The organism is Corallococcus sp. CA049B (assembly GCF_003611685.1).
Taxonomy (GTDB): domain Bacteria; phylum Myxococcota; class Myxococcia; order Myxococcales; family Myxococcaceae; genus Corallococcus; species Corallococcus coralloides.
The window spans coordinates 1-17,644 of sequence record NZ_RAWC01000193.1; the positions used below are offsets into that span (position 1 = coordinate 1).

The following is a 17,644-nucleotide window of genomic DNA, read 5'->3' on the forward strand; positions in this document are numbered from 1 at the left end:
CCGCCGCTCCGACGTCCAGCACCACTCCATCCCGCCGAGCCCCGGTCTGGATTGCCTTCGCGGGAGCAGGCCTGCTGGGCACCGGAGTGCTGCTCTACGCGCTGGCCCCCACGGACTCCGTCGCGGAGAGCGAGACGGCCATCAGCGGTCCCACCGTGAAGGGTGAGACGGTGCACCTGCCGGACGACGCGCCGCAGTGGCACTATGTGCAGCTCGCCGTGGCCACCGAGGGCAGCGCCCTCACCCCACTCCCCTCCCCCGCGCGAGTGCAGTTCGACGAGGCACGCACCGCCTCCGTGGGAGCCCCGCTCGCGGGCCGGGTGGAAGAAGTCCGCGTGCGGCCCGGCGACCGGGTGAAGCAGGGTGACGACCTCTTCAGCGTGCGCTCCGGAGCCTTCGCGGAGCTCGTGCGCGAGCAGCGTGGCGCGGAAGCCGAGCTCACGGAGAAGCGCCGCAACGCGGACCGCCTCAAGGAGCTGGTGGCCCTGCGAGCCGCCCCGGAGAAGGAGCTCCTCGCCGCGCGGACGGAGCTGCGTCAGGCCGAACTCTCCCTGGAAGCCGCCAAGGCGAAGCAGGGCAGCCTCCGCGTGTCCTCCCGAGGCGAGAACCTCTTCTGGGTGACGGCGCCGCGCTCCGGCACGGTGGTGGACCTGGACCTGGTGGCCAGCCAGGAGGTGACGCCGGACCGCGACAAGCCGCTCGTGCGCATCTCCGACCTGGATCAAGTCATGGTCGTCGCGGACCTCCAGGAAGCGGACGCGCTGGACATGTCCCCCGGACAGGACGTCACGGTCACCACGCGAGACGGCATCGTCCGCGCCGGCAAGGTGGACCGCGTCTCCGAAGTGGTGGATCCGCTGCGCCGCACCGTGGAGGTGCGCGTGCGGGTCCCCAACAACGACCGCCGCTTCCGCCCCAACGCCTTCGTGGAGGTGACACCCACCGCGCCAGAGGGCGTCAAGCGCGTGCGGGTCCCGGACAGCGCGGTGGTGACGGACGGAGCGCGCTCGGTGGTCTTCGTCGCCCGTGACTCGAACCGCCTGGAGCGCGTCGCCGTGACGCCGGGCCGCCGCCGCGACGGCGAGGTGGAGCTGCGCGGAGGCCTCGCCTCCGGAGACCGGTTCGTCGCCCGGGGCGCGCTGCTCCTGGAGAACCAGATCGAACTGGCGGACTGAAGCCCCACGACGGAACGAAAGACGCCCATGTTCGAAAAGCTCGTCGACTTCAGTCTGAAGAACCGCGCGGCGGTGGTGTTCCTCACGCTGCTCACCGCCATCTGGGGCTACTTCTGCTTCCGCGACCTCACCGTGGAAGCCTTCCCGGATCCCACCGACACCCAGGTCAACGTCATCACCCTCTACCCGGGCCAGCCGTCGGAAGAGGTGGAGCGCCAGATTGGCCTCCCGCTGGAGCGCGCCCTCAACGGCATCCCGGGCCTGACGCGCCTGCGCAACCTCTCCATGTTCGGCCTGTCGTTCGTGACGCTGAGCTTCAACGACAACACCGACGTGCTCTTCGCCCGGGCCCAGGTGCTGGAGCGCCTGCGTGACGCGGAGCTGCCCGAAGGCCTCACGCCCTCCCTGGGCCCGCTGGCCACGCCCATCGGAGAGATCTACCGCTACACGCTGAAGGGCGCGAAGGGCGACCCGATGAAGCTGCGCACCCTCCAGGACTGGGTGGTGCGGCCGGGCCTCTTGCGAGTGGACGGCGTCGCGGACGTCGTCAGCTACGGAGGCCTCCTCAAGGAGATCCACATCCAGCCAGACCCCGCCCGGCTCGCCGCGTTCGGCCTCACGCTGGACGACGTGGAGGACGCGCTGAAGGACGGCTCGGAGAACGCGAGCGGCGGCGTGCTGGAGCGAGGCTCCGAGCAGTTCGTCATCCGCAGCGAGGGCCTCTTCCGCTCGCTGGAAGACATCCGCGACGTGCGGGTGGCCACGCACGAAGGCACGCCCGTGTTCCTCAAGGACGTGGCGGACGTGAACGAGGGCTGGTCCCCCCGCCAGGGAGTGGTCAGCCGCGACGGCGACGGTGACGTGGTGCAGGGCATCGTGCTGATGCGCCGCGGAGAGAACCCCTCCGTGGTGCTCTCCCGCGTGCGCGACGCGGTGGCCTCGGTGAACGGCCGCCTCCAGGCGGACGACGCACAGATTGATCCGTTCTACGACCGCACGGACCTGGTGAACACGACGTTGCGCACGGTGGGCCACAACCTGCTGGAGGGCGCGCTGCTCGTCACGCTGGTCCTCTTCATCTTCCTGTTGGACCTGCGGGCCGCCATCGTCGTGGGCGTCCTGATCCCCCTCTCGCTGCTGGCGTCGTTCATCTACCTGAAGATGCGGGGCATGTCGGCGAACCTGCTGTCCATGGGCGCGGTGGACTTCGGCGTCATCGTGGACGGAGGCGTGGTCATCATCGAGAGCATCCTGGCGCGCATGTCCGGCCACCAGTACGAGGGTGAAACCCCGCTCGAGCGCATCCAGCGCGCGACGAAGGCGGTGGTGCGCCCCACGGTGTTCTCGCTGCTCATCATCATCGCGGCGTACCTGCCCATCTTCATGTTGCAGCGGGTGGAGGGCCGCATCTTCGCGCCCATGGCGAACACGGTGGTGGCGGCGCTGCTGGGTGCGCTCGTCTTCTCCGTCACGCTCATCCCGGTGCTGGCGTCGTTCGTCTACCGCAAGCCGGTGAAGCACAGGGAGTCACCGGTGCTGCGAGCCGCGGACAAGGCCTACGGGCCCGTGCTGACCTGGAGCCTCAAGCACCCGGGCACCGTGGTCGCGGTGTGCACGGCGGGCCTGCTCTTCGCGGGGGCGCTCGTCCCGCGCATGGGCAGCGAGTTCCTCCCTGCGCTCAACGAAGGCAGCCTCTACCTGACCTTCACCATGCCCTCGAACATCTCCCTGTCGGAGGGCCGCAAGCTGGTGCCGCGAATCGAAGGCCTGCTGCGCCAGGCGCCGCAGGTGGACGGAGTGCTCAGCCAGCTGGGCCGCCCGGAGGACGGCACCGACGCGAAGCTCACCAACAACCTGGAGTTCTTCGTGAAGCTCAAGCCACCCGCCGAGTGGCCCAAGAGCACGCCGAAGCTGGACGACGTGCTGGAGGTCCTCCAGCGCTCCGTGTCGGAGGTGCCGGGCATGGAGGTGAGCTTCAGCCAGCCCATCGGCGACAACGTGAACGAGAGCATCAGCGGCCAGCAGGGCCAGCTCGCGGTGAAGCTCTTCGGAGACGACCTCCAGGTGCTCCAGGAGTATTCACAGAAGGTGAAGCGCACGCTGTCGAAGGTGGACGGCGTCGCGGACCTGGGCATCGTGAAGAGCGGTGAAGTGCCCAGCATCCAGGTGACGCCGGACCGCGTGGCGCTGGCCCGCCACGGCATGTCGCTGGGCGACTTCCAGCACGTCTTCCAGACGGCGGTGGGCGGCCGGCCGCTCAGCGAGTTCTGGGAGGGCGAGCGCCGCTTCGACGTGGTGATGCGCCTGCCCATGTCCAGCCGCGACGACGTGGAGAAGATCTCCCGCCTGCGGGTGCCCGTGGAGGGCGGCGTGCTGGTGCCGCTGAGCGAGCTGGCCCAGGTGAAGACGGGCTTCGGCCGGGCCTCCATCAACCGCGAGAACGGCCGGCGCTACATCGGCGTGCGCATGAACGTGCGAGGCCGGGACCTGGGCTCGTTCGTGAAGGACGCGCAGGCGCTGGTGGAGAAGGAAGCCGCGCCCCCCGCGGGAATCAGCGTCGAATGGGGCGGCGAGTTCGAGAGCAAGGAGCGCGCGATGGACCGGCTCCTCACCGTGCTGCCGGTGGCGCTGGTGCTCACGCTGCTCTTGCTCTTCAAGGCGTTCAACTCCTTCGGCCGCGCGGTGGTGACGCTGCTCAACGTGCCCTTCGCGCTGATGGGAGGCGTGTTCGGCCTGTACTGGGCGGGCATGCCGCTGAGCGTGGCGGCGGCGGTGGGCTTCATCGCGCTCATCGGACAGGCGGCGCTCAACGGAGTGCTGGTGATGAGCGCCATCGCGGAGCGGAGGGAAGCCGGAGAGTCGCTGGACGACGCCATCCTCCACGGAAGCCGTGAACGTCTGCGCCCGGTGCTGATGACCGCCGCGCTGGCGGCCCTGGGTCTGGTGCCGGCGTGCCTGAGCAACGGCATCGGCTCGGAGATGCAGAAGCCCCTGGCCATCGTCATCGTGTCCGGAACCATCTCCGCGTGCGCGCTGACGCTGGTGCTCCTGCCGGTGCTCTTCCGCATCTTCGCCCGCTTCACGGAGCAGGTCGTGGACCGGATGCCCGCGCAACTGTTGCGCGTGGTGCCCGGAGCGAAGAGTCTCCGCAAGGCAGGCTGATGGAAGTTCACGGAGCCCCATGACGACCTGGATGCGTGGAGTCTGCGAAGCCAACGGCATCAACCTCCACTACCTCCGGACCGGAGGTGACAAACCTCCGGTCGTCCTGCTCCATGGCTTGATGGGAAGCGGAGCCTGCTGGACGCCCGTGGCGCGCGTGCTCGAAGGTGAATTCGACGTCGTCATGCCCGACGCCCGGGGGCACGGCGATTCGAGCACGCCGCCCCACGGCTACCGGTACGACGACCACGCGAACGACGTCGTGGGCCTCATCCAGGGCCTGAAGCTCTCGCGTCCGGTCGTGATGGGGCACTCGATGGGCGGCATGACCGCGGCCGTGGTGGCGAGTCGAGGGACGGACCTCCGCGGCGTCATCCTGGTGGACCCGACGTTCTTGAGCCCCGAGCGCCAACGCGAGGTGCACGCCAGCGACGTCGCCGAGCAACACCGCCAGGCGCTCGGCCTGAGCAAATCCGACCTCGTGGCACAGGCCATCGCCCGGCAGCCGCACCGCGCGCCCGAGCTCATCGAGCTCCTCGCCGAGGCGAGACTGAAGACCCACCTGGAGGCCTTCGACGTCCTCACGCCGCCCAACCCCGACTATCGCGACGTGGTGAGCGCGATGGACGTCCCCAGCCTCCTCGTCATCGGGGACCGCGGCCCCGTCGTCACGTTCGAGATGGCAACGGAGCTGCGGAGCCTCAACCCACGCGTGCGACTCGAAGTGATCCAGGAAGCCGGCCACGGCCTCCCGTATGACCAACCCGAGCGCCTGGCGGAGAGGGTCGCGTCGTTCCTGCGTGAGCTGGCCTGAGGCTACCTTCGCGGCTCGTACCGCAGGACCACCGCCCCCGAGGCGAGCTCCTGCCGGCCCACGAGCTTCAGGTCGACGTACTTCGACAGCCCCGCGAACAACGTCGGCCCGTGGCCCGCCAGCCGGGGATGCACCACGAACTCGTACTCGTCGATCAACCCGAGCTCCGCCAGCGCCAGCGGGAGCTTCACGCCGCCCACGTACAGGCCCTTCCCCGGCTGATTCTTGAGCTGCTGAACCGCCTGCCCCAGGTCCCCGCGCACGAGCTCCGCGTTCCAATCGACCCGGTCCAGGGTGCTCGACACGACGTACTTCTTCGCCGCATTGATCGTCTGGACGAAGGGGTCCATCAAATCAGGTCCCTCTTTCGCCCCTGCCCGCGGCCGGAACGCGCCCTCCATCATTTCGTAGGTGACCCGGCCAAAGAGGAGGGCATCGGCACGAGCGAGGGTCTCGGCCGCGTGACGATGCAAGCCCTCGTCCGCGGGAGCCGCACGATGATCACAGCACCCGTCCAACGTGATGTTGATGGAATACCGAAGAGGTCGCATTCCATGAGCGTACCGTCGGCCCACGCCCATCGTCACTCACCCGGCGATGAAGTCCTTCAAGTCATCGGGAAGCGGCGAAGCGAAGGTGACGGTCTCCCCGGTACCCGGGTGCGGGAACGAGATGCGCTCCGCATGAAGCGCATGGCGCGGCAACCGCAGCCGGGCCCACGCCTCCGGCTCCAGTGAGTGCTTGCTGAACCGGTCGAAGTACCCCGGATCCGGCCCGTACATCTTGTCGCCCACCAGAGGAAATCCCGCCTCGCGCAGGTGGACGCGAATCTGATGCTGCCGCCCCGTCTCCGGAAAGCAGCGCAGCAGCGCGAACGGCTCGCCGCCATGCGTGAAGCGCTGAAGCACCTGGAAGCGCGTGCGGCTGGGCTTGCCCACCACCGGGTCGATTCTCACGGCGATGCGGATCAGGTCCGTCCCCTCCGCGATGGGCGCGTCCACGACGAAGGTGTCCGCGGTGGGCTGACCCTCGCACAGCGCCAGGTACTCCTTGTGCACGTCGCGCGACAGGAACAGCCCGCCCAGCACGCGGCAGGACTCGGTGGTGCGGCCACAGACGACCAGGCCGCTCGTCTCGCGGTCCAGCCGGTGCGCGGGCTCCGCGAAGCGCTCACCGAAGCGCTCGCGCAGCAGCGTCACCAGCGTGCCCTTGTGGTAGCGCGCGGTGGGGTGGATGGGCAGCCCCGCCGGCTTGTCCAACACCAGCAGCCAGTCATCGGAGAAGACGACAGGCAATTCCGTGGGCGTCACGGGCTCCTGGCTCGCGGGGCGGCGGATGCGGAAGGTGAGCCCCGGGTACACGGGCGTGGAGGGCTTGAGCCTGTACTCGTCGCACAGGACGCCGCGCAGGATGATGCCCCGCACGCGCTCCAGGTCCATGCGGCGGATCTTCTCGCAGAGGTACCGGTCCAGCCGCCACCCCGCGTAGTTCGGCTCCACGACGAACGGGATGTCCACGTAGCCGTCGGGCACGGCCGGAGCGCTCTCGGAGTCTTCACGCATGGCGGACCCGACGCTCTACCACGCTTTGAAACACGAAGGCCGCCCGGCCCCCGCGTGACGAAGACGCGAGCACCCGGCGGCCTGATTGCTCCACGAAAGCGCGTCAGCTCACCCGAAGGCGCGCTTCGTCTCCACGCCCAGGAAGCGCGCGTACAGGTCCGCGATGCGCTCGCCCGTGCGGCCGTCCCACAGCTCCGGCACGCGGCCCTTCTTGAAGTCGCCGGACAGCACGCGGTTCGCGGCCTCGCGGATGCGCGCGGGGTCGGTGCCCACCACCTCGTTGGAGCCGACCTCCACCGTGATGGGGCGCTCGGTCTGCTCGCGCATGGTGAGGCACGGCACGTTCAGCGCCGTGGTCTCCTCCTGCAGGCCGCCCGAGTCCGTCATCACCAGCTTCGCCTGCGACGTGACGGACAGGAACTCCAGGTAGCCCATGGGGTCCACCAGCTTGAGCCCCGGCGTCTGCTCCAGCTTGGAAGCCAGGCCCTGCTCGGCGATCATCTTGCGCGTGCGCGGGTGCACCGGGAACACGACGGGCAGCTGCTTCGCCACGTCCATCAGCACGCCCAGCAGGCCCGCCAGCAGCTTCGGGTTGTCCACGTTGGACGGCCGGTGCAGCGTCGCCACCACGTAGCCCTTGGGCGTCAGGCCCAGGTTCTTCAGCGTGGGCAGCTGGTCGGCCTTCTCCTTGGACGACAGGAGCGAGTCGATCATCACGTTGCCCACCAGGTGGATGTGCTTCGGGTCGATGCCCTCCTTCAAGAGGTTCGCGTCCGCGTCGCGCGACGGCGTGAGCAGCAGGTCGGAGAGCCGGTCCGTGACGACGCGGTTGATCTCCTCCGGCTGGTGCCGCTCGAAGCTGCGCAGGCCCGCTTCCACGTGGGACAGCGGAATCGCCAGCTTGGACGTGACGAGCGCCGCGGCGATGGTGCTGTTCACGTCGCCCACCACGGAGACCAGGTCCGGCTTCTCCTGGAGGAAGACCCGCTCCATCTCCACCATCATCTTCGCCGTCTGCTCGGCATGGCTGCCGGAGCCGATGCCCAGGTGGATTTCAGGCGGAGGCAGGCCCAGGTCCGCGAAGAAGACGTCGCTCATCTTCGCGTCGTAGTGCTGGCCGGTGTGGATGACGAGCTGCCGCAGGGACGTACGCGCGGAGATGGCCCGGTGAATGGGTGCCACCTTCATGAAATTGGGACGCGCGCCAACGATGTGGATGACCTTCTTCATGTCGCCCCGGAAGCTAGGCATGGCGCCAGTTCTGGCCAGTGGTGGGAGCCAATCAGCCCCTCCCCAAGCGCGGCGGGACGTCCTGAATCTGATAGATGCCGCCCCATGCCCGCCTCCCGCACCGTGGCCGTCATCCCCGCCCGCCATGCCAGCACCCGCTTCCCTGGCAAGCCGCTCGCCCTCATCGCCGGCCGTCCGATGATCGAACACGTCTGGCGCCGCTGTCAGGAAGCCAGCGCCTTCGACGAGGTGTGGGTGGCCACGGACGACACGCGGATCCGCGACGTCGTGGAGGGCTTCGGCGGCAAGGCGGTGATGACCAGCCCCGCCTGCCCCACCGGCACGGACCGCATCGCGGAGGTCGCTCGCGCCCGTCCGGACGTGGAGGTGTGGGTGAACGTGCAGGGGGATGAGCCGCTCGTGGACCCCGCCGCCCTCAAGGTGCTCGCGGACCTCTTCCAGGACGAAGGCGTGCACATGGGCACGCTGGTGCGTCCCCTGGAGCCGGAGGAGGTGGACAACCCCAACGTGGTGAAGGCCGTGCTCGCCCTCAACGGCGACGCGCTCTACTTCAGCCGAGCCGCGGTGCCGCACGCCCGCGACCCAGGCACACCCGTGCGCCGCCAGGCCCACCTGGGCCTCTACGGCTACCGGCGCGACACGCTGCTCCAGCTCGCCTCCTTCAGCCCCACCCCGCTGGAGGAGACGGAGAAGCTGGAGCAACTGCGCGCCCTGGAGAACGGCCTGCGCATCCGCTGCGCCAGCGTGAACTGGCGCACCGTGGCGGTGGACGTGCCGGAGGACGTGGCCCGCGTGGAGGCCGTGATGCGCGAGCGCGGTTGATACACACCCGCGCTCACGCGCTCAGATGACCGGCAGCTCGTCCGGCTCGTTGCCCTTCGGGAACGCCGCGTCGATGCGCTGGAGCTCCTCCTGCGTGAGCTTCAGCGAGGCCGCGCTCGCGTTGTCCCGCACGTGCGCCGCGTTGCTCGCCTTGGGGATGGCGAACACGGACGGCCGGCGCACCAGGAACTGGAGCGCCACCTGGAAGGGCGTCACGCCATGCGCCTTCGCGATGGACGCCAGCACCTTGCCGCCCGCGCTGGTGGGTAACGGGAACTGCCCGTTGCCGAAGGGGCTGTAGGCCACCACCGCCACGCCCTGCGCCTCACACCACGGGATGACCGCGTGCTCGATGGCGCGCTCCTCCAGGTGATACAGCACCTGGTTGCACGCGATGCGCCCCTTGCCCGCGAGCGCCAGCACCTCCTCCAGGTCCTCCACCCCGAAGTTGCTCACCCCCCAGGAGCGGATCTTCCCGGCCGCCACCAGCTCCTCGAAGGCCTCCACCGTGCCCTCCAGCGGGTGTGAGCCGGGCCAGTGCAAGAGGTAGCAGTCCAGGTGGTCCGTGCGCAGGCGCTTCAGGCTGCGCTCGCAGGCGGCCACCGCGCCCCTCCGCGTCGCGTTGGACGGCATCACCTTGGAGACGAGGTACACCTCCTCGCGCCGGCCCTCGATGGCCTTCGACACCAGCTCCTCCTCCACCCGCCCCTGCCCGTAGAGCTCCGCGGTGTCCAGGTGCGTGAGCCCCAGGTCCAGCCCGGCGCGCAGGGCTCGGACGGCTGCTTCCGCGTCGTCGTCCTCCATCTGCCAGGTGCCCTGTCCGATGACGGGCACCGCCACTCCGGTGTTGCCAAAGACGCGCTTCTCCATTGGCCCCTCCTCCCGTGGAACGGGTCCTGGAATACCACCCAGGCCTCCCGCCTGCATCCCGGCCCTGCGGACGCTGTCCGGGCTGCACGTCCCCCGACAGTCCGGTAGGCTCCAGCGGTGCCTCCCTCCGTTACCGCTCCGACACCGCACCTCTCCTCCGGGGTCACCGCGCGCCGCCTGCTGGCGCTCGCCCGCCCTGAGCTGGGCACGCTGCTCGTCGCCACCGTCTTCCTGTTCATCAGCAGCGGCGCCAGCCTGGTCTACCCCCAGGGCGTCCGCATCCTCATCGACGAGGCGCTCAACGCGAAGAACCGCGGCCTCATCGACAAGGCCGCGCTCGTCATGCTGGCCGTCTTCCTGGTCCAGGGCGTGGCCACCGCCGTGCGCTTCTACCTCTTCACCAACGCCGGCGAGCGCGTGGTCATGCGCCTGCGCCAGGACTTCTTCCGGCGCCTGATGGACCAGGAGGTGGCCTTCTTCGACACGCGCCGCACCGGAGAGCTCACCAGCCGGCTCGCCTCCGACACCACCGTGCTCCAGAACACGGTGAGCGCGAACATCTCCCAGGGGCTGCGCAACGCCGTGCAGACCCTGGGCGGCATCGTGCTGCTCTTCTACACCTCGCCCTCGCTCACCTTCCTCATGCTCGCCATCGTGCCCGTGGTGGCCGTGGGCGGCATGGTCTACGGCCGGCGCGTGCGCGGGCTGTCGCGCAACGTGCAGGACGCGCTCGCCAAGGCCAGCGAGGTCGCCGAGGAGAGCCTGTCCGGCATGCGCACCGTGCGCTCCTTCGCGGCGGAACCGTCGGAGGTGGCGCGCTACGGCAACGCCGTGAAGAACGCCTACGAGGTCGCCCGCAACCGCGCGCGCCAGTCCGCCGCCTTCATGGGGGGCGCCTCCAGCGCGGGCTACATCGCCGCGGTGGTGGTGTTCTGGTACGGCGGCCGGCTGGTGGTGGACGGCGAGCTCTCCGTGGGCGCCCTCACCTCGTTCCTCATCTACACGATGCTCGTGGCCGTCTCCCTGGGCTCCCTGGCGGACCTCTGGGCGGACTTCATGCGCGCCTCCGGCGCCGCCGAGCGCGTCTTCGAGCTGATGGACCGCGCGCCCGCCATCCCCGCCAACGAAGGCGAGCGCCCCGACACCGTCGAGGGCCGCGTGGAGCTGCGCGGCGTGCACTTCGCCTACCCCACGCGCCCGGACGTGGCGGTGCTCCAGGGCATCGACCTCACCGTCAACGCGGGCGAGGTCGTCGCCGTGGTGGGCTCCTCCGGCGCCGGCAAGTCCACCCTCGCCGCCCTCCTGTCGCGCTTCTATGATCCGCTCCAGGGAGAGCTGCGCCTGGACGGCCGCCCCCTGAAGTCCCTGGACCCCAGCTGGCTGCGGCGCCACGTGGGCATGGTCGCCCAGGAGCCCCTGCTCTTCTCCTGCTCCATCGCGGACAACATCCGCTACGGCCGCCCGGACGCCACCGACGCGCAGGTGGAGGCCGCCGCGAAGGCCGCGAACGCGCACGACTTCATCCAGCGCTTCCCGGACGGCTACCGCACGGAGGTGGGCGAGCGCGGCGTGCAGCTGTCCGGAGGCCAGAAGCAGCGCGTGGCCATCGCGCGGGCCGTGCTCAAGGACCCGCGCATCCTCATCCTGGATGAAGCCACCTCCGCCCTGGATTCGGAGAGCGAGCACCTGGTGAAGGACGCCCTGGACCGGCTGATGCAGGGCCGCACCACGCTCATCATCGCCCACCGCCTGTCCACCGTGGCCAACGCCCAGCGCGTGCTGGTGATGGAGCACGGCCGCGTGGTGCAGAGCGGCACCCACTCCACCCTCATGACGCAGGACGGCCTGTACCGCCGCCTCGTGGAGCGCCAGGTCGTCGCAGCCTGAACGCTCGTTCCCCGGACGGGCTCCTCCCACCTCCCGCTCTTCATGGCGGGAAATGGGGGCGCGCATTATCTCTGCTGCCGCAAGAAAGGAGGTGATGCCTTGAACGACAGCAAGATCAAGGCGTCCACCTCCGTCGCGGTGGCCTGCTAACGCGGGTTGTCCCCGGCGGAAGTGACGCCTGCGGTAACGAGTCGCCCCCGCCTTTGCCGGCGGGGGCGACTTTTTTCGTCCCCCTCCCTACCGGGAATGTCCTGTCCACCCACCGGTTCGTGGCCGCCGGGGGGAAGTGCCATCCACGACCGTCGGGGTCGCCTGCCGGAGAACTTCCGTGTCCATCACGCCGTGTCCCATCCCGCTGCCCTCCGCCCTCCGTGACGAGGAGACGGTTGATGACCAGCGCAACCTTTTTTGTCCCAACTACGACGCCTGCCTGCACCAGGTGGTGAAGAAAGGCTGGGAAGGCTGGAGTTGCCGGGGGTGCGACCTGCGCCACTTCCGCGTCGGCCAGCCCACCGCCCAGCAGTTCGCCGTGGCCCGGCCGGGCGGATGGGACGCGCAGTGAAGGGCTGAGCTCGCGGGTCGGGGCCAGCCGGCCGTCCGTGCGTCAGAGAATATTTGACGCACCCTGGCCCTCTTGGCAGGAAGGGACATGCGCTCCAAGAAAACCAAGTTCATCTTCGTGACGGGCGGCGTGGTCAGCTCGCTGGGGAAGGGACTGGCCTCCGCATCCATTGGCGCCCTCCTAGAGAACCGCGGGCTGGACATCACGCTCATCAAGCTGGATCCCTACATCAACGTGGATCCGGGCACGATGAGCCCCTTCCAGCACGGCGAGGTCTTCGTCACCGAGGACGGTGGCGAGACCGACATGGACCTGGGCCACTACGAGCGGTTCACCCACGCCCGGATGAGCCGCCTCAACAACTTCACCTCCGGCCGCATCTACAACGCGGTCATCACCAAGGAGCGCCGTGGCGAGTACCTGGGCAAGACCGTCCAGGTGATTCCGCACATCACGGATGAGATCAAGGCCAGCATCCGCCAGGCCTCCCAGGACGTGGACGTCGTCATCGTGGAGGTCGGCGGGACGGTGGGTGACATCGAGTCCCTGCCCTTCCTCGAGGCCATCCGCCAGATGCGCTACGACGTGGGCAGCCAGAACGCCGTCTACATCCACCTGACGCTGCTGCCGTACATCGGCGCCGCCGGTGAGGTGAAGACCAAGCCCACGCAGCACTCGGTGATGAAGCTGCGCGAGATCGGCATCCAGCCGGACTTCCTCCTGTGCCGCACGGACCGGGAGATTTCGCGCGAGCTGAAGGACAAGATCGCCATGTTCTGCAACGTGGACAACGGCAACGTGTTCACGTCCCCGGACGTGCGCAGCATCTACGAGCTGCCCCTGGAGCTGCACCGCCAGGGCCTGGATGAGCGGCTGGCGGAGGTGCTCAACATCTGGAGCCGCGCGCCCCACCTGGAGAAGTGGGAGACCATCGTCCGGAAGATCTACGAGCCCGCGCGCGGTGAAGTGACCGTCGCCATCGTGGGCAAGTACGTGAACCTCACGGAGAGCTACAAGAGCCTCAACGAGTCCCTGCTCCACGGCGGCATCGCCAACGACGTGCGCGTGAAGCTGCGCTTCGTGGACAGCCAGGACGTGGAGGCGCAGGGCACGGAGAAGATGCTCGCGGGCGTGGACGCGGTGCTCGTGCCCGGCGGCTTCGGCGTGCGCGGCACCGAAGGGAAGATCGCCGCGGTCCGCTACGCGCGTGAGAACAAGATCCCCTTCTTCGGCATCTGCCTGGGCCTGCAGATGGCCGTGGTGGAGTTCAGCCGCACCGTGCTGGGCCTGAAGGGCGCCAACAGCCTGGAGTTCGATGAGCACACCGCGCACCCCGTGGTGACGCTCATGGAGAGCCAGGTGAAGGTGCAGGACAAGGGCGGCACCATGCGCCTGGGCAGCTACGCGTGCGCGCTCAAGCCCGGCAGCGTCGCGCACAAGCTCTACGCCCAGGAGTCCATCCAGGAGCGCCACCGCCACCGCTACGAGGTCAACAACGCCTACCGCGGCCGGCTCCAGGAGGCCGGGCTCGTCATCTCCGGCCACAACCCGGAGCTGAACCTGGTGGAGATGATTGAACTCGCGGACCACCCGTACTTCGTGGGCTGCCAGTTCCACCCCGAGTTCAAGAGCAAGCCCTTCGCCCCCCACCCCCTGTTCTCCGGCTTCATCGGCGCGGCGCTCGCCCAGCGCGACGCCCACCGGACGCAGGGCCCCGCCGCCACCCCGGTGCGCTCATGAGCAACACCCCCTCCATCGAGCTGTGCGGCCACAAGGTCGGCCCCGGCCAGCGCCTCTTCGTCATCGCCGGCCCGGACAGCATCGAGTCCGAGGAGATGGCCCTGCGCCACGCCCACCTGCTCAAGGGCATCACCTCCCGGCTGGGCGTTCCGTATGCCTTCAAATGTTCCTATGACAAAGCCAACCGGACCAGCGGGAAGTCCTTCCGCGGTCCGGGTTTGAAGGAAGGTCTGAGAATCCTGGACCGTGTCCGCCGGGAGGTGGGGGTGCCCGTTCTCACGGACGTCCATGAAACCAGCCACGTCGGGCCTGCCGCTGAAGTCGTGGATATCATCCAGATACCGGCCTTCCTCTGCCGGCAGACGGACCTCGTGGAGGCGGTGGCCCGCTCGGGCAAGGGGGTGAACTTGAAGAAGGGACAGTTCGTCGCCCCCAAGGACATCGTCCACTCGGCGAGGAAGGCCGCGGAAGCGGGCAACCCCAACGTGCTCGTCACCGAGCGCGGCTCCTCCTTCGGCTACAACAACCTCGTCGTGGACATGCGCGGCTTCGCCCAGATGCGCGAGGCCGGCCTCGTGGTCTGCATGGACGCGACCCACGCCGTCCAGCTCCCCAGCTCCAGCGACGGAAAGACAGGCGGCGAGCGCCGGTTCGTCTCACTGCTCGCCCGCAGCGCCGCCGCCGCCGGGATTGACGCTTTATTCACAGAAGTCCACGAAGACCCCGACCGTGCCCTGTGTGACGGTCCGTGCTCGCTCAATCCACAGATGTTCGAGGACGTGGTACGAGATGTGCTCAGCATCCGCCGCGCGCTGGGTCACGAAGCCAGTTGATGCATGCGAAAGGTGAGGAGGCCATGCCGACGGAAGCGCCTTCCAAGCCGGGCAAGGAAGAGCTGACGTCCCGTGCGTCGCGCGTGCGCCTGCTCGTGTTCGACGTGGATGGCGTCCTCACCGACGGCGGGCTGTATTACGGCGACAACGGCGAGGTGATGAAGCGCTTCAACGTGAAGGACGGCCATGCGCTCGTCATGGCCCGGCTGGTGGGCCTGCCCGCCGCCATCCTGACCGCGCGCTCGTCCCGCATCGTCGAAGCGCGAGGCCGAGAATTGGGCCTCGCCGCCATCTTCCAGGGGCGCAAGGAGAAGGGTCCCGCCTTCCTTGAATTGCTCGCCCAACTCCAGATACCCGCGAATCAGTGCGCGTATATGGGAGACGACCTCAACGACCTGGACCCCATGTCACTCTCAGGGCTTTCCGCCTGTCCGGCGGATGCCGTTCCAGAGGTGCGCCAGGAAGCGGACTTCGTTACGACGAACGTGGGCGGTCACGGAGCCGCCCGTGAGCTTGTGGAGCTGTGCCTCCGTGCCAGTGGCCGTTGGGAAGACGCCGTGGGTCTGATGAGAAGCACAGATAAACGCAGCACGTCGTAGGGTGGGTTGATCAAACCCCGCATTCAAGGTAGGTGTTTATTTCCATGGCTAGTGGAACGATGCAGTCCGAGGGGAGTACGGCGATGACGGACCAGCTCTACACGACGCACGACATCAGTCGGTTGCTTCAGGTGGACCCGTCGACGGTGAGCAAGTGGATTGACCGCGGCATCCTGATGGCCTTCCGGACTCCGGGCGGTCACCGCCGGGTGCGTTCGACGGACCTGCGCACCTTCCTGGTCACCCACCAGATGCCCGTGCCCGAGGAGCTGGGCAGCAGCACGGTGCGCCTGCTGGTCGTGGACGACGAGCGCCCGGTGCTGGACGCCATCAAGCGCGCGTTCAAGCCGCACGCGAACCAGGTGGAGCTCCAGACCACCACGAGCGGCGTGGAGGCGCTGCTGCTGGTGTCGGAGCAGAAGCCGCACGGGATGATCATCGACCTCAACATGCCGGACATCGACGGCATCGAGGTCTGCAAGCGCATCCGCGCGCGCAAGCAGATGGAAGGCGTGCGCCTCATCACCATGACGAGCAATCACACGCCCGACGTCGTGGAGCAGTCCAAGCAGGCCGGCGCGGTGGCGTGCCTGGCCAAGCCGCTGGACGTCACGCAGGTGATGGAGCTGTTCCGGGTGCCGCTGGCGCTCAACACCAGCGCTGCTCGCAAGTGATGGGACGGGGGCTTCCGCCGGCCACCGCGGAAGCCCTCGGGTCGCAAGGATGCTTGCGGGAGTCGCCGCGCCTCGCCGCAGCGAGGGCAGCGGCCTCCCTGATGGGGTGTGGATGCACGTGCATCAACCCTGGACCTTCACCTCGACGACGCGGGGCTTGGTCTCCTCGCGACGCGGCAGGGTGAGGGTGAGCACGCCATTGTCGTAGCGGGCCTCCACGCGGGTCGCGTCCACCGTCTCCGGCAGGCGGAACTGGCGCGCGTACACCCCCGAGGCGCGCTCCTGGCGCCGCAGGGTGCTGCTCTCCGGAACGGTCTCGGCCTTGCGCTCGGAGCGCACGGTCAGCACACCGTCCTCCACCTTCACCTGGATGGCCTTGGCGTCATGGCCCGGCAGGTCCACGCGCAGCGTGATCCCGGACTCGGCCTCCAGGATGTCCGCCGCGGGCGTGACGGTGCGCTCGGCGTCGTTGCGGGCGCCCGGCGAGGCCAGCTCGCGGAAGAGGAAGTCGAAGTCGCGCAGCAGCGGGTGGGTGACAGCGGCGTTGTTGAAGGGATGGCGGGCGTTCAGCATGGTCGTCTCCTGTTCGTGACGTCCCTGGGGACGCACGTCGTGCGGGTTCACGGTCGTTGTTGAAGTGGGTGGCCGGGTTCCTGTTTCCAGGAGCGCCCGGCAGCGCCTCACAAGACTCAAGAGAACCATGCTTCGGGACGTGTCAAGCAACGCCCCCGCACGCCCTGGAGCCCCCGCGAAAGGCCTTCGTGCCTGCCCGCCTGCCCTCCTGGCGGGGGGGGCCAGGCTCAGTCGTCGTCGCGGCCCAGGGTGACGGCGGCGCCGTCCTCGTCCCGGGTGACGCGCACCTGCCAGGGGCGGCAGCAGACGGGGCAGTCCTCCACGTAGGACTCGGAGGAGGCGCCCAGCGAGTCCACGTCGACTTCGACCTCTTCACCGCAGTACGGGCACATCTGGGTGGCGGCGTCCGCGAATGGCTGCATGGTCCAAGCCTCCTTGCCCTCAAGGCATGTTTGGTGACGTGGACTGAGCGTCCGCGCCATCAGACGCTAGAATCCCCACCCCATGGCTCCCCCTTCCCGGAATCGCATCGCGGACATCCTCATCAAGGCGCGCGTCATCGACGAGCTGCAGCTGCGCAGCGCGCTCGCGTCGCTGGACCAGTGGGGCGGACGCGTGTCGCGCGTCGTCTCGGACCTGGGGCTTGCGTCCGAGGAGACCATCACCCAGGCCATCTGCCAGGGGCTGGGAATGCCGCGCGTGCAGCTGGGCAACCTGACGAAGGACGCGGCGGCGCTCGCGCGCGTGGACGTGGGGCTCGCCGAGCAGAAGGGCATCTTCCCCGTGCAGCTCAAGGACAACGGGAAGACGCTGGTGCTGGCGATGTCCGACCCCACGGACCTGGCCACGTTGGACCAGGTCGCGGCGCGCAGCCGCGCCCGCGTGGTCCCCATGGTGGCGGGCGACCGTGAAATCGAGCACGCCATCCTGCGCCACTACCGCGGCCAGGAGCCGGTGGAGAAGAAGCGCTTCAAGCCCGACACGAACAAGCAGCAGGACGCGGGCGAGCTGCAGGACGAGGAGGAGTTCAAGGTCGTGGACATGAGCGGCAAGACGGTCGTGAAGCGCATCAGCGACATCGTCGACCCGAACGCCGCGCCGCCCCCCGCGGCCCCTGCGC

17 protein-coding genes are annotated in these 17,644 nt (G+C 68.8%); 11 read left to right on the forward strand and 6 right to left on the reverse strand.

Features of this window, described 5'->3' with window-relative positions:
- The 3 genes from D7W82_RS30545 to D7W82_RS30555 form a co-directional block, all read left to right on the forward strand.
- Positions 1-1,175 (forward strand): efflux RND transporter periplasmic adaptor subunit (locus D7W82_RS30545; RefSeq protein WP_233588028.1); only part of this gene is annotated, 1,175 nt, incomplete at its 5' end.
- A gap of 27 nt (positions 1,176-1,202) precedes the next feature.
- Positions 1,203-4,337, forward strand: a complete 3,135-nt coding sequence (locus D7W82_RS30550) for an efflux RND transporter permease subunit (RefSeq protein WP_120621694.1) — start codon at positions 1,203-1,205, stop codon at positions 4,335-4,337.
- Between the two features lie 31 nt (positions 4,338-4,368).
- Positions 4,369-5,151, forward strand: a complete 783-nt coding sequence (locus tag D7W82_RS30555; RefSeq protein WP_233588029.1) for an alpha/beta fold hydrolase — start codon at positions 4,369-4,371, stop codon at positions 5,149-5,151.
- A gap of 2 nt (positions 5,152-5,153) precedes the next feature.
- Here the strand turns inward: D7W82_RS30555 and D7W82_RS30560 are convergent, their stop codons facing one another.
- From D7W82_RS30560 to wecB, 3 genes are all read right to left on the reverse strand, one after another.
- Positions 5,154-5,732, reverse strand: a complete 579-nt coding sequence (locus tag D7W82_RS30560) for a dihydrofolate reductase family protein (protein WP_199727866.1) — start codon at positions 5,730-5,732, stop codon at positions 5,154-5,156.
- A gap of 6 nt (positions 5,733-5,738) precedes the next feature.
- Entirely contained in the window at positions 5,739-6,713 is a 975-nt protein-coding gene (locus tag D7W82_RS30565) for an RluA family pseudouridine synthase (RefSeq protein ID WP_120621696.1), read from the reverse strand.
- 108 nt (positions 6,714-6,821) lie between these two features.
- Positions 6,822-7,943: a non-hydrolyzing UDP-N-acetylglucosamine 2-epimerase gene (wecB, locus tag D7W82_RS30570; RefSeq protein ID WP_120621697.1), complete on the reverse strand. Its 1,122-nt coding sequence runs from the start codon at positions 7,941-7,943 to the stop codon at positions 6,822-6,824.
- Between the two features lie 105 nt (positions 7,944-8,048).
- Here wecB and kdsB point away from each other — a divergent pair, with 105 nt between their 5' ends.
- On the forward strand, positions 8,049-8,786 hold the full coding sequence (kdsB, locus tag D7W82_RS30575; RefSeq protein WP_120621698.1) for a 3-deoxy-manno-octulosonate cytidylyltransferase: 738 nt from the start codon (positions 8,049-8,051) through the stop codon (positions 8,784-8,786).
- A gap of 21 nt (positions 8,787-8,807) precedes the next feature.
- Here kdsB and D7W82_RS30580 read toward each other — a convergent pair whose 3' ends face one another.
- A complete protein-coding gene (locus tag D7W82_RS30580; RefSeq protein ID WP_120621699.1) occupies positions 8,808-9,656 on the reverse strand; it encodes an aldo/keto reductase in 849 nt (282 codons plus the stop codon).
- A 117-nt stretch (positions 9,657-9,773) separates the two neighbouring features.
- Here D7W82_RS30580 and D7W82_RS30585 point away from each other — a divergent pair, with 117 nt between their 5' ends.
- From D7W82_RS30585 to D7W82_RS30610, 6 genes are all read left to right on the forward strand, one after another.
- Entirely contained in the window at positions 9,774-11,543 is a 1,770-nt protein-coding gene (locus D7W82_RS30585) for an ABC transporter ATP-binding protein (protein WP_120621700.1), read from the forward strand.
- 328 nt (positions 11,544-11,871) lie between these two features.
- Complete coding sequence (locus D7W82_RS30590) at positions 11,872-12,105, forward strand: hypothetical protein (protein WP_014393887.1); 234 nt, start codon at positions 11,872-11,874, stop codon at positions 12,103-12,105.
- 87 nt (positions 12,106-12,192) lie between these two features.
- Complete coding sequence (locus D7W82_RS30595; RefSeq protein ID WP_120621701.1) at positions 12,193-13,845, forward strand: CTP synthase; 1,653 nt, start codon at positions 12,193-12,195, stop codon at positions 13,843-13,845.
- Complete coding sequence (kdsA, locus tag D7W82_RS30600; RefSeq protein WP_120621702.1) at positions 13,842-14,678, forward strand: 3-deoxy-8-phosphooctulonate synthase; 837 nt, start codon at positions 13,842-13,844, stop codon at positions 14,676-14,678. The genes D7W82_RS30595 and kdsA overlap by 4 nt, the downstream gene beginning before the upstream one ends.
- A gap of 23 nt (positions 14,679-14,701) precedes the next feature.
- On the forward strand, positions 14,702-15,277 hold the full coding sequence (locus D7W82_RS30605) for an HAD family hydrolase (protein WP_014393884.1): 576 nt from the start codon (positions 14,702-14,704) through the stop codon (positions 15,275-15,277).
- Between the two features lie 44 nt (positions 15,278-15,321).
- Entirely contained in the window at positions 15,322-15,951 is a 630-nt protein-coding gene (locus tag D7W82_RS30610; RefSeq protein ID WP_043321054.1) for a response regulator, read from the forward strand.
- 123 nt (positions 15,952-16,074) lie between these two features.
- On the opposite strand, the gene D7W82_RS30615 is transcribed toward D7W82_RS30610, so the two are convergent.
- A complete protein-coding gene (locus D7W82_RS30615; RefSeq protein ID WP_120621705.1) occupies positions 16,075-16,524 on the reverse strand; it encodes an Hsp20/alpha crystallin family protein in 450 nt (149 codons plus the stop codon).
- Between the two features lie 227 nt (positions 16,525-16,751).
- On the reverse strand, positions 16,752-16,946 hold the full coding sequence (locus tag D7W82_RS30620; protein WP_014393881.1) for a CPXCG motif-containing cysteine-rich protein: 195 nt from the start codon (positions 16,944-16,946) through the stop codon (positions 16,752-16,754).
- A gap of 82 nt (positions 16,947-17,028) precedes the next feature.
- Between D7W82_RS30620 and D7W82_RS30625 the strand changes: the two genes are divergently transcribed.
- Positions 17,029-17,644, forward strand: a 616-nt coding sequence (locus D7W82_RS30625; RefSeq protein WP_120621703.1) for a general secretion pathway protein GspE, incomplete at its 3' end; no start/stop codon positions are given.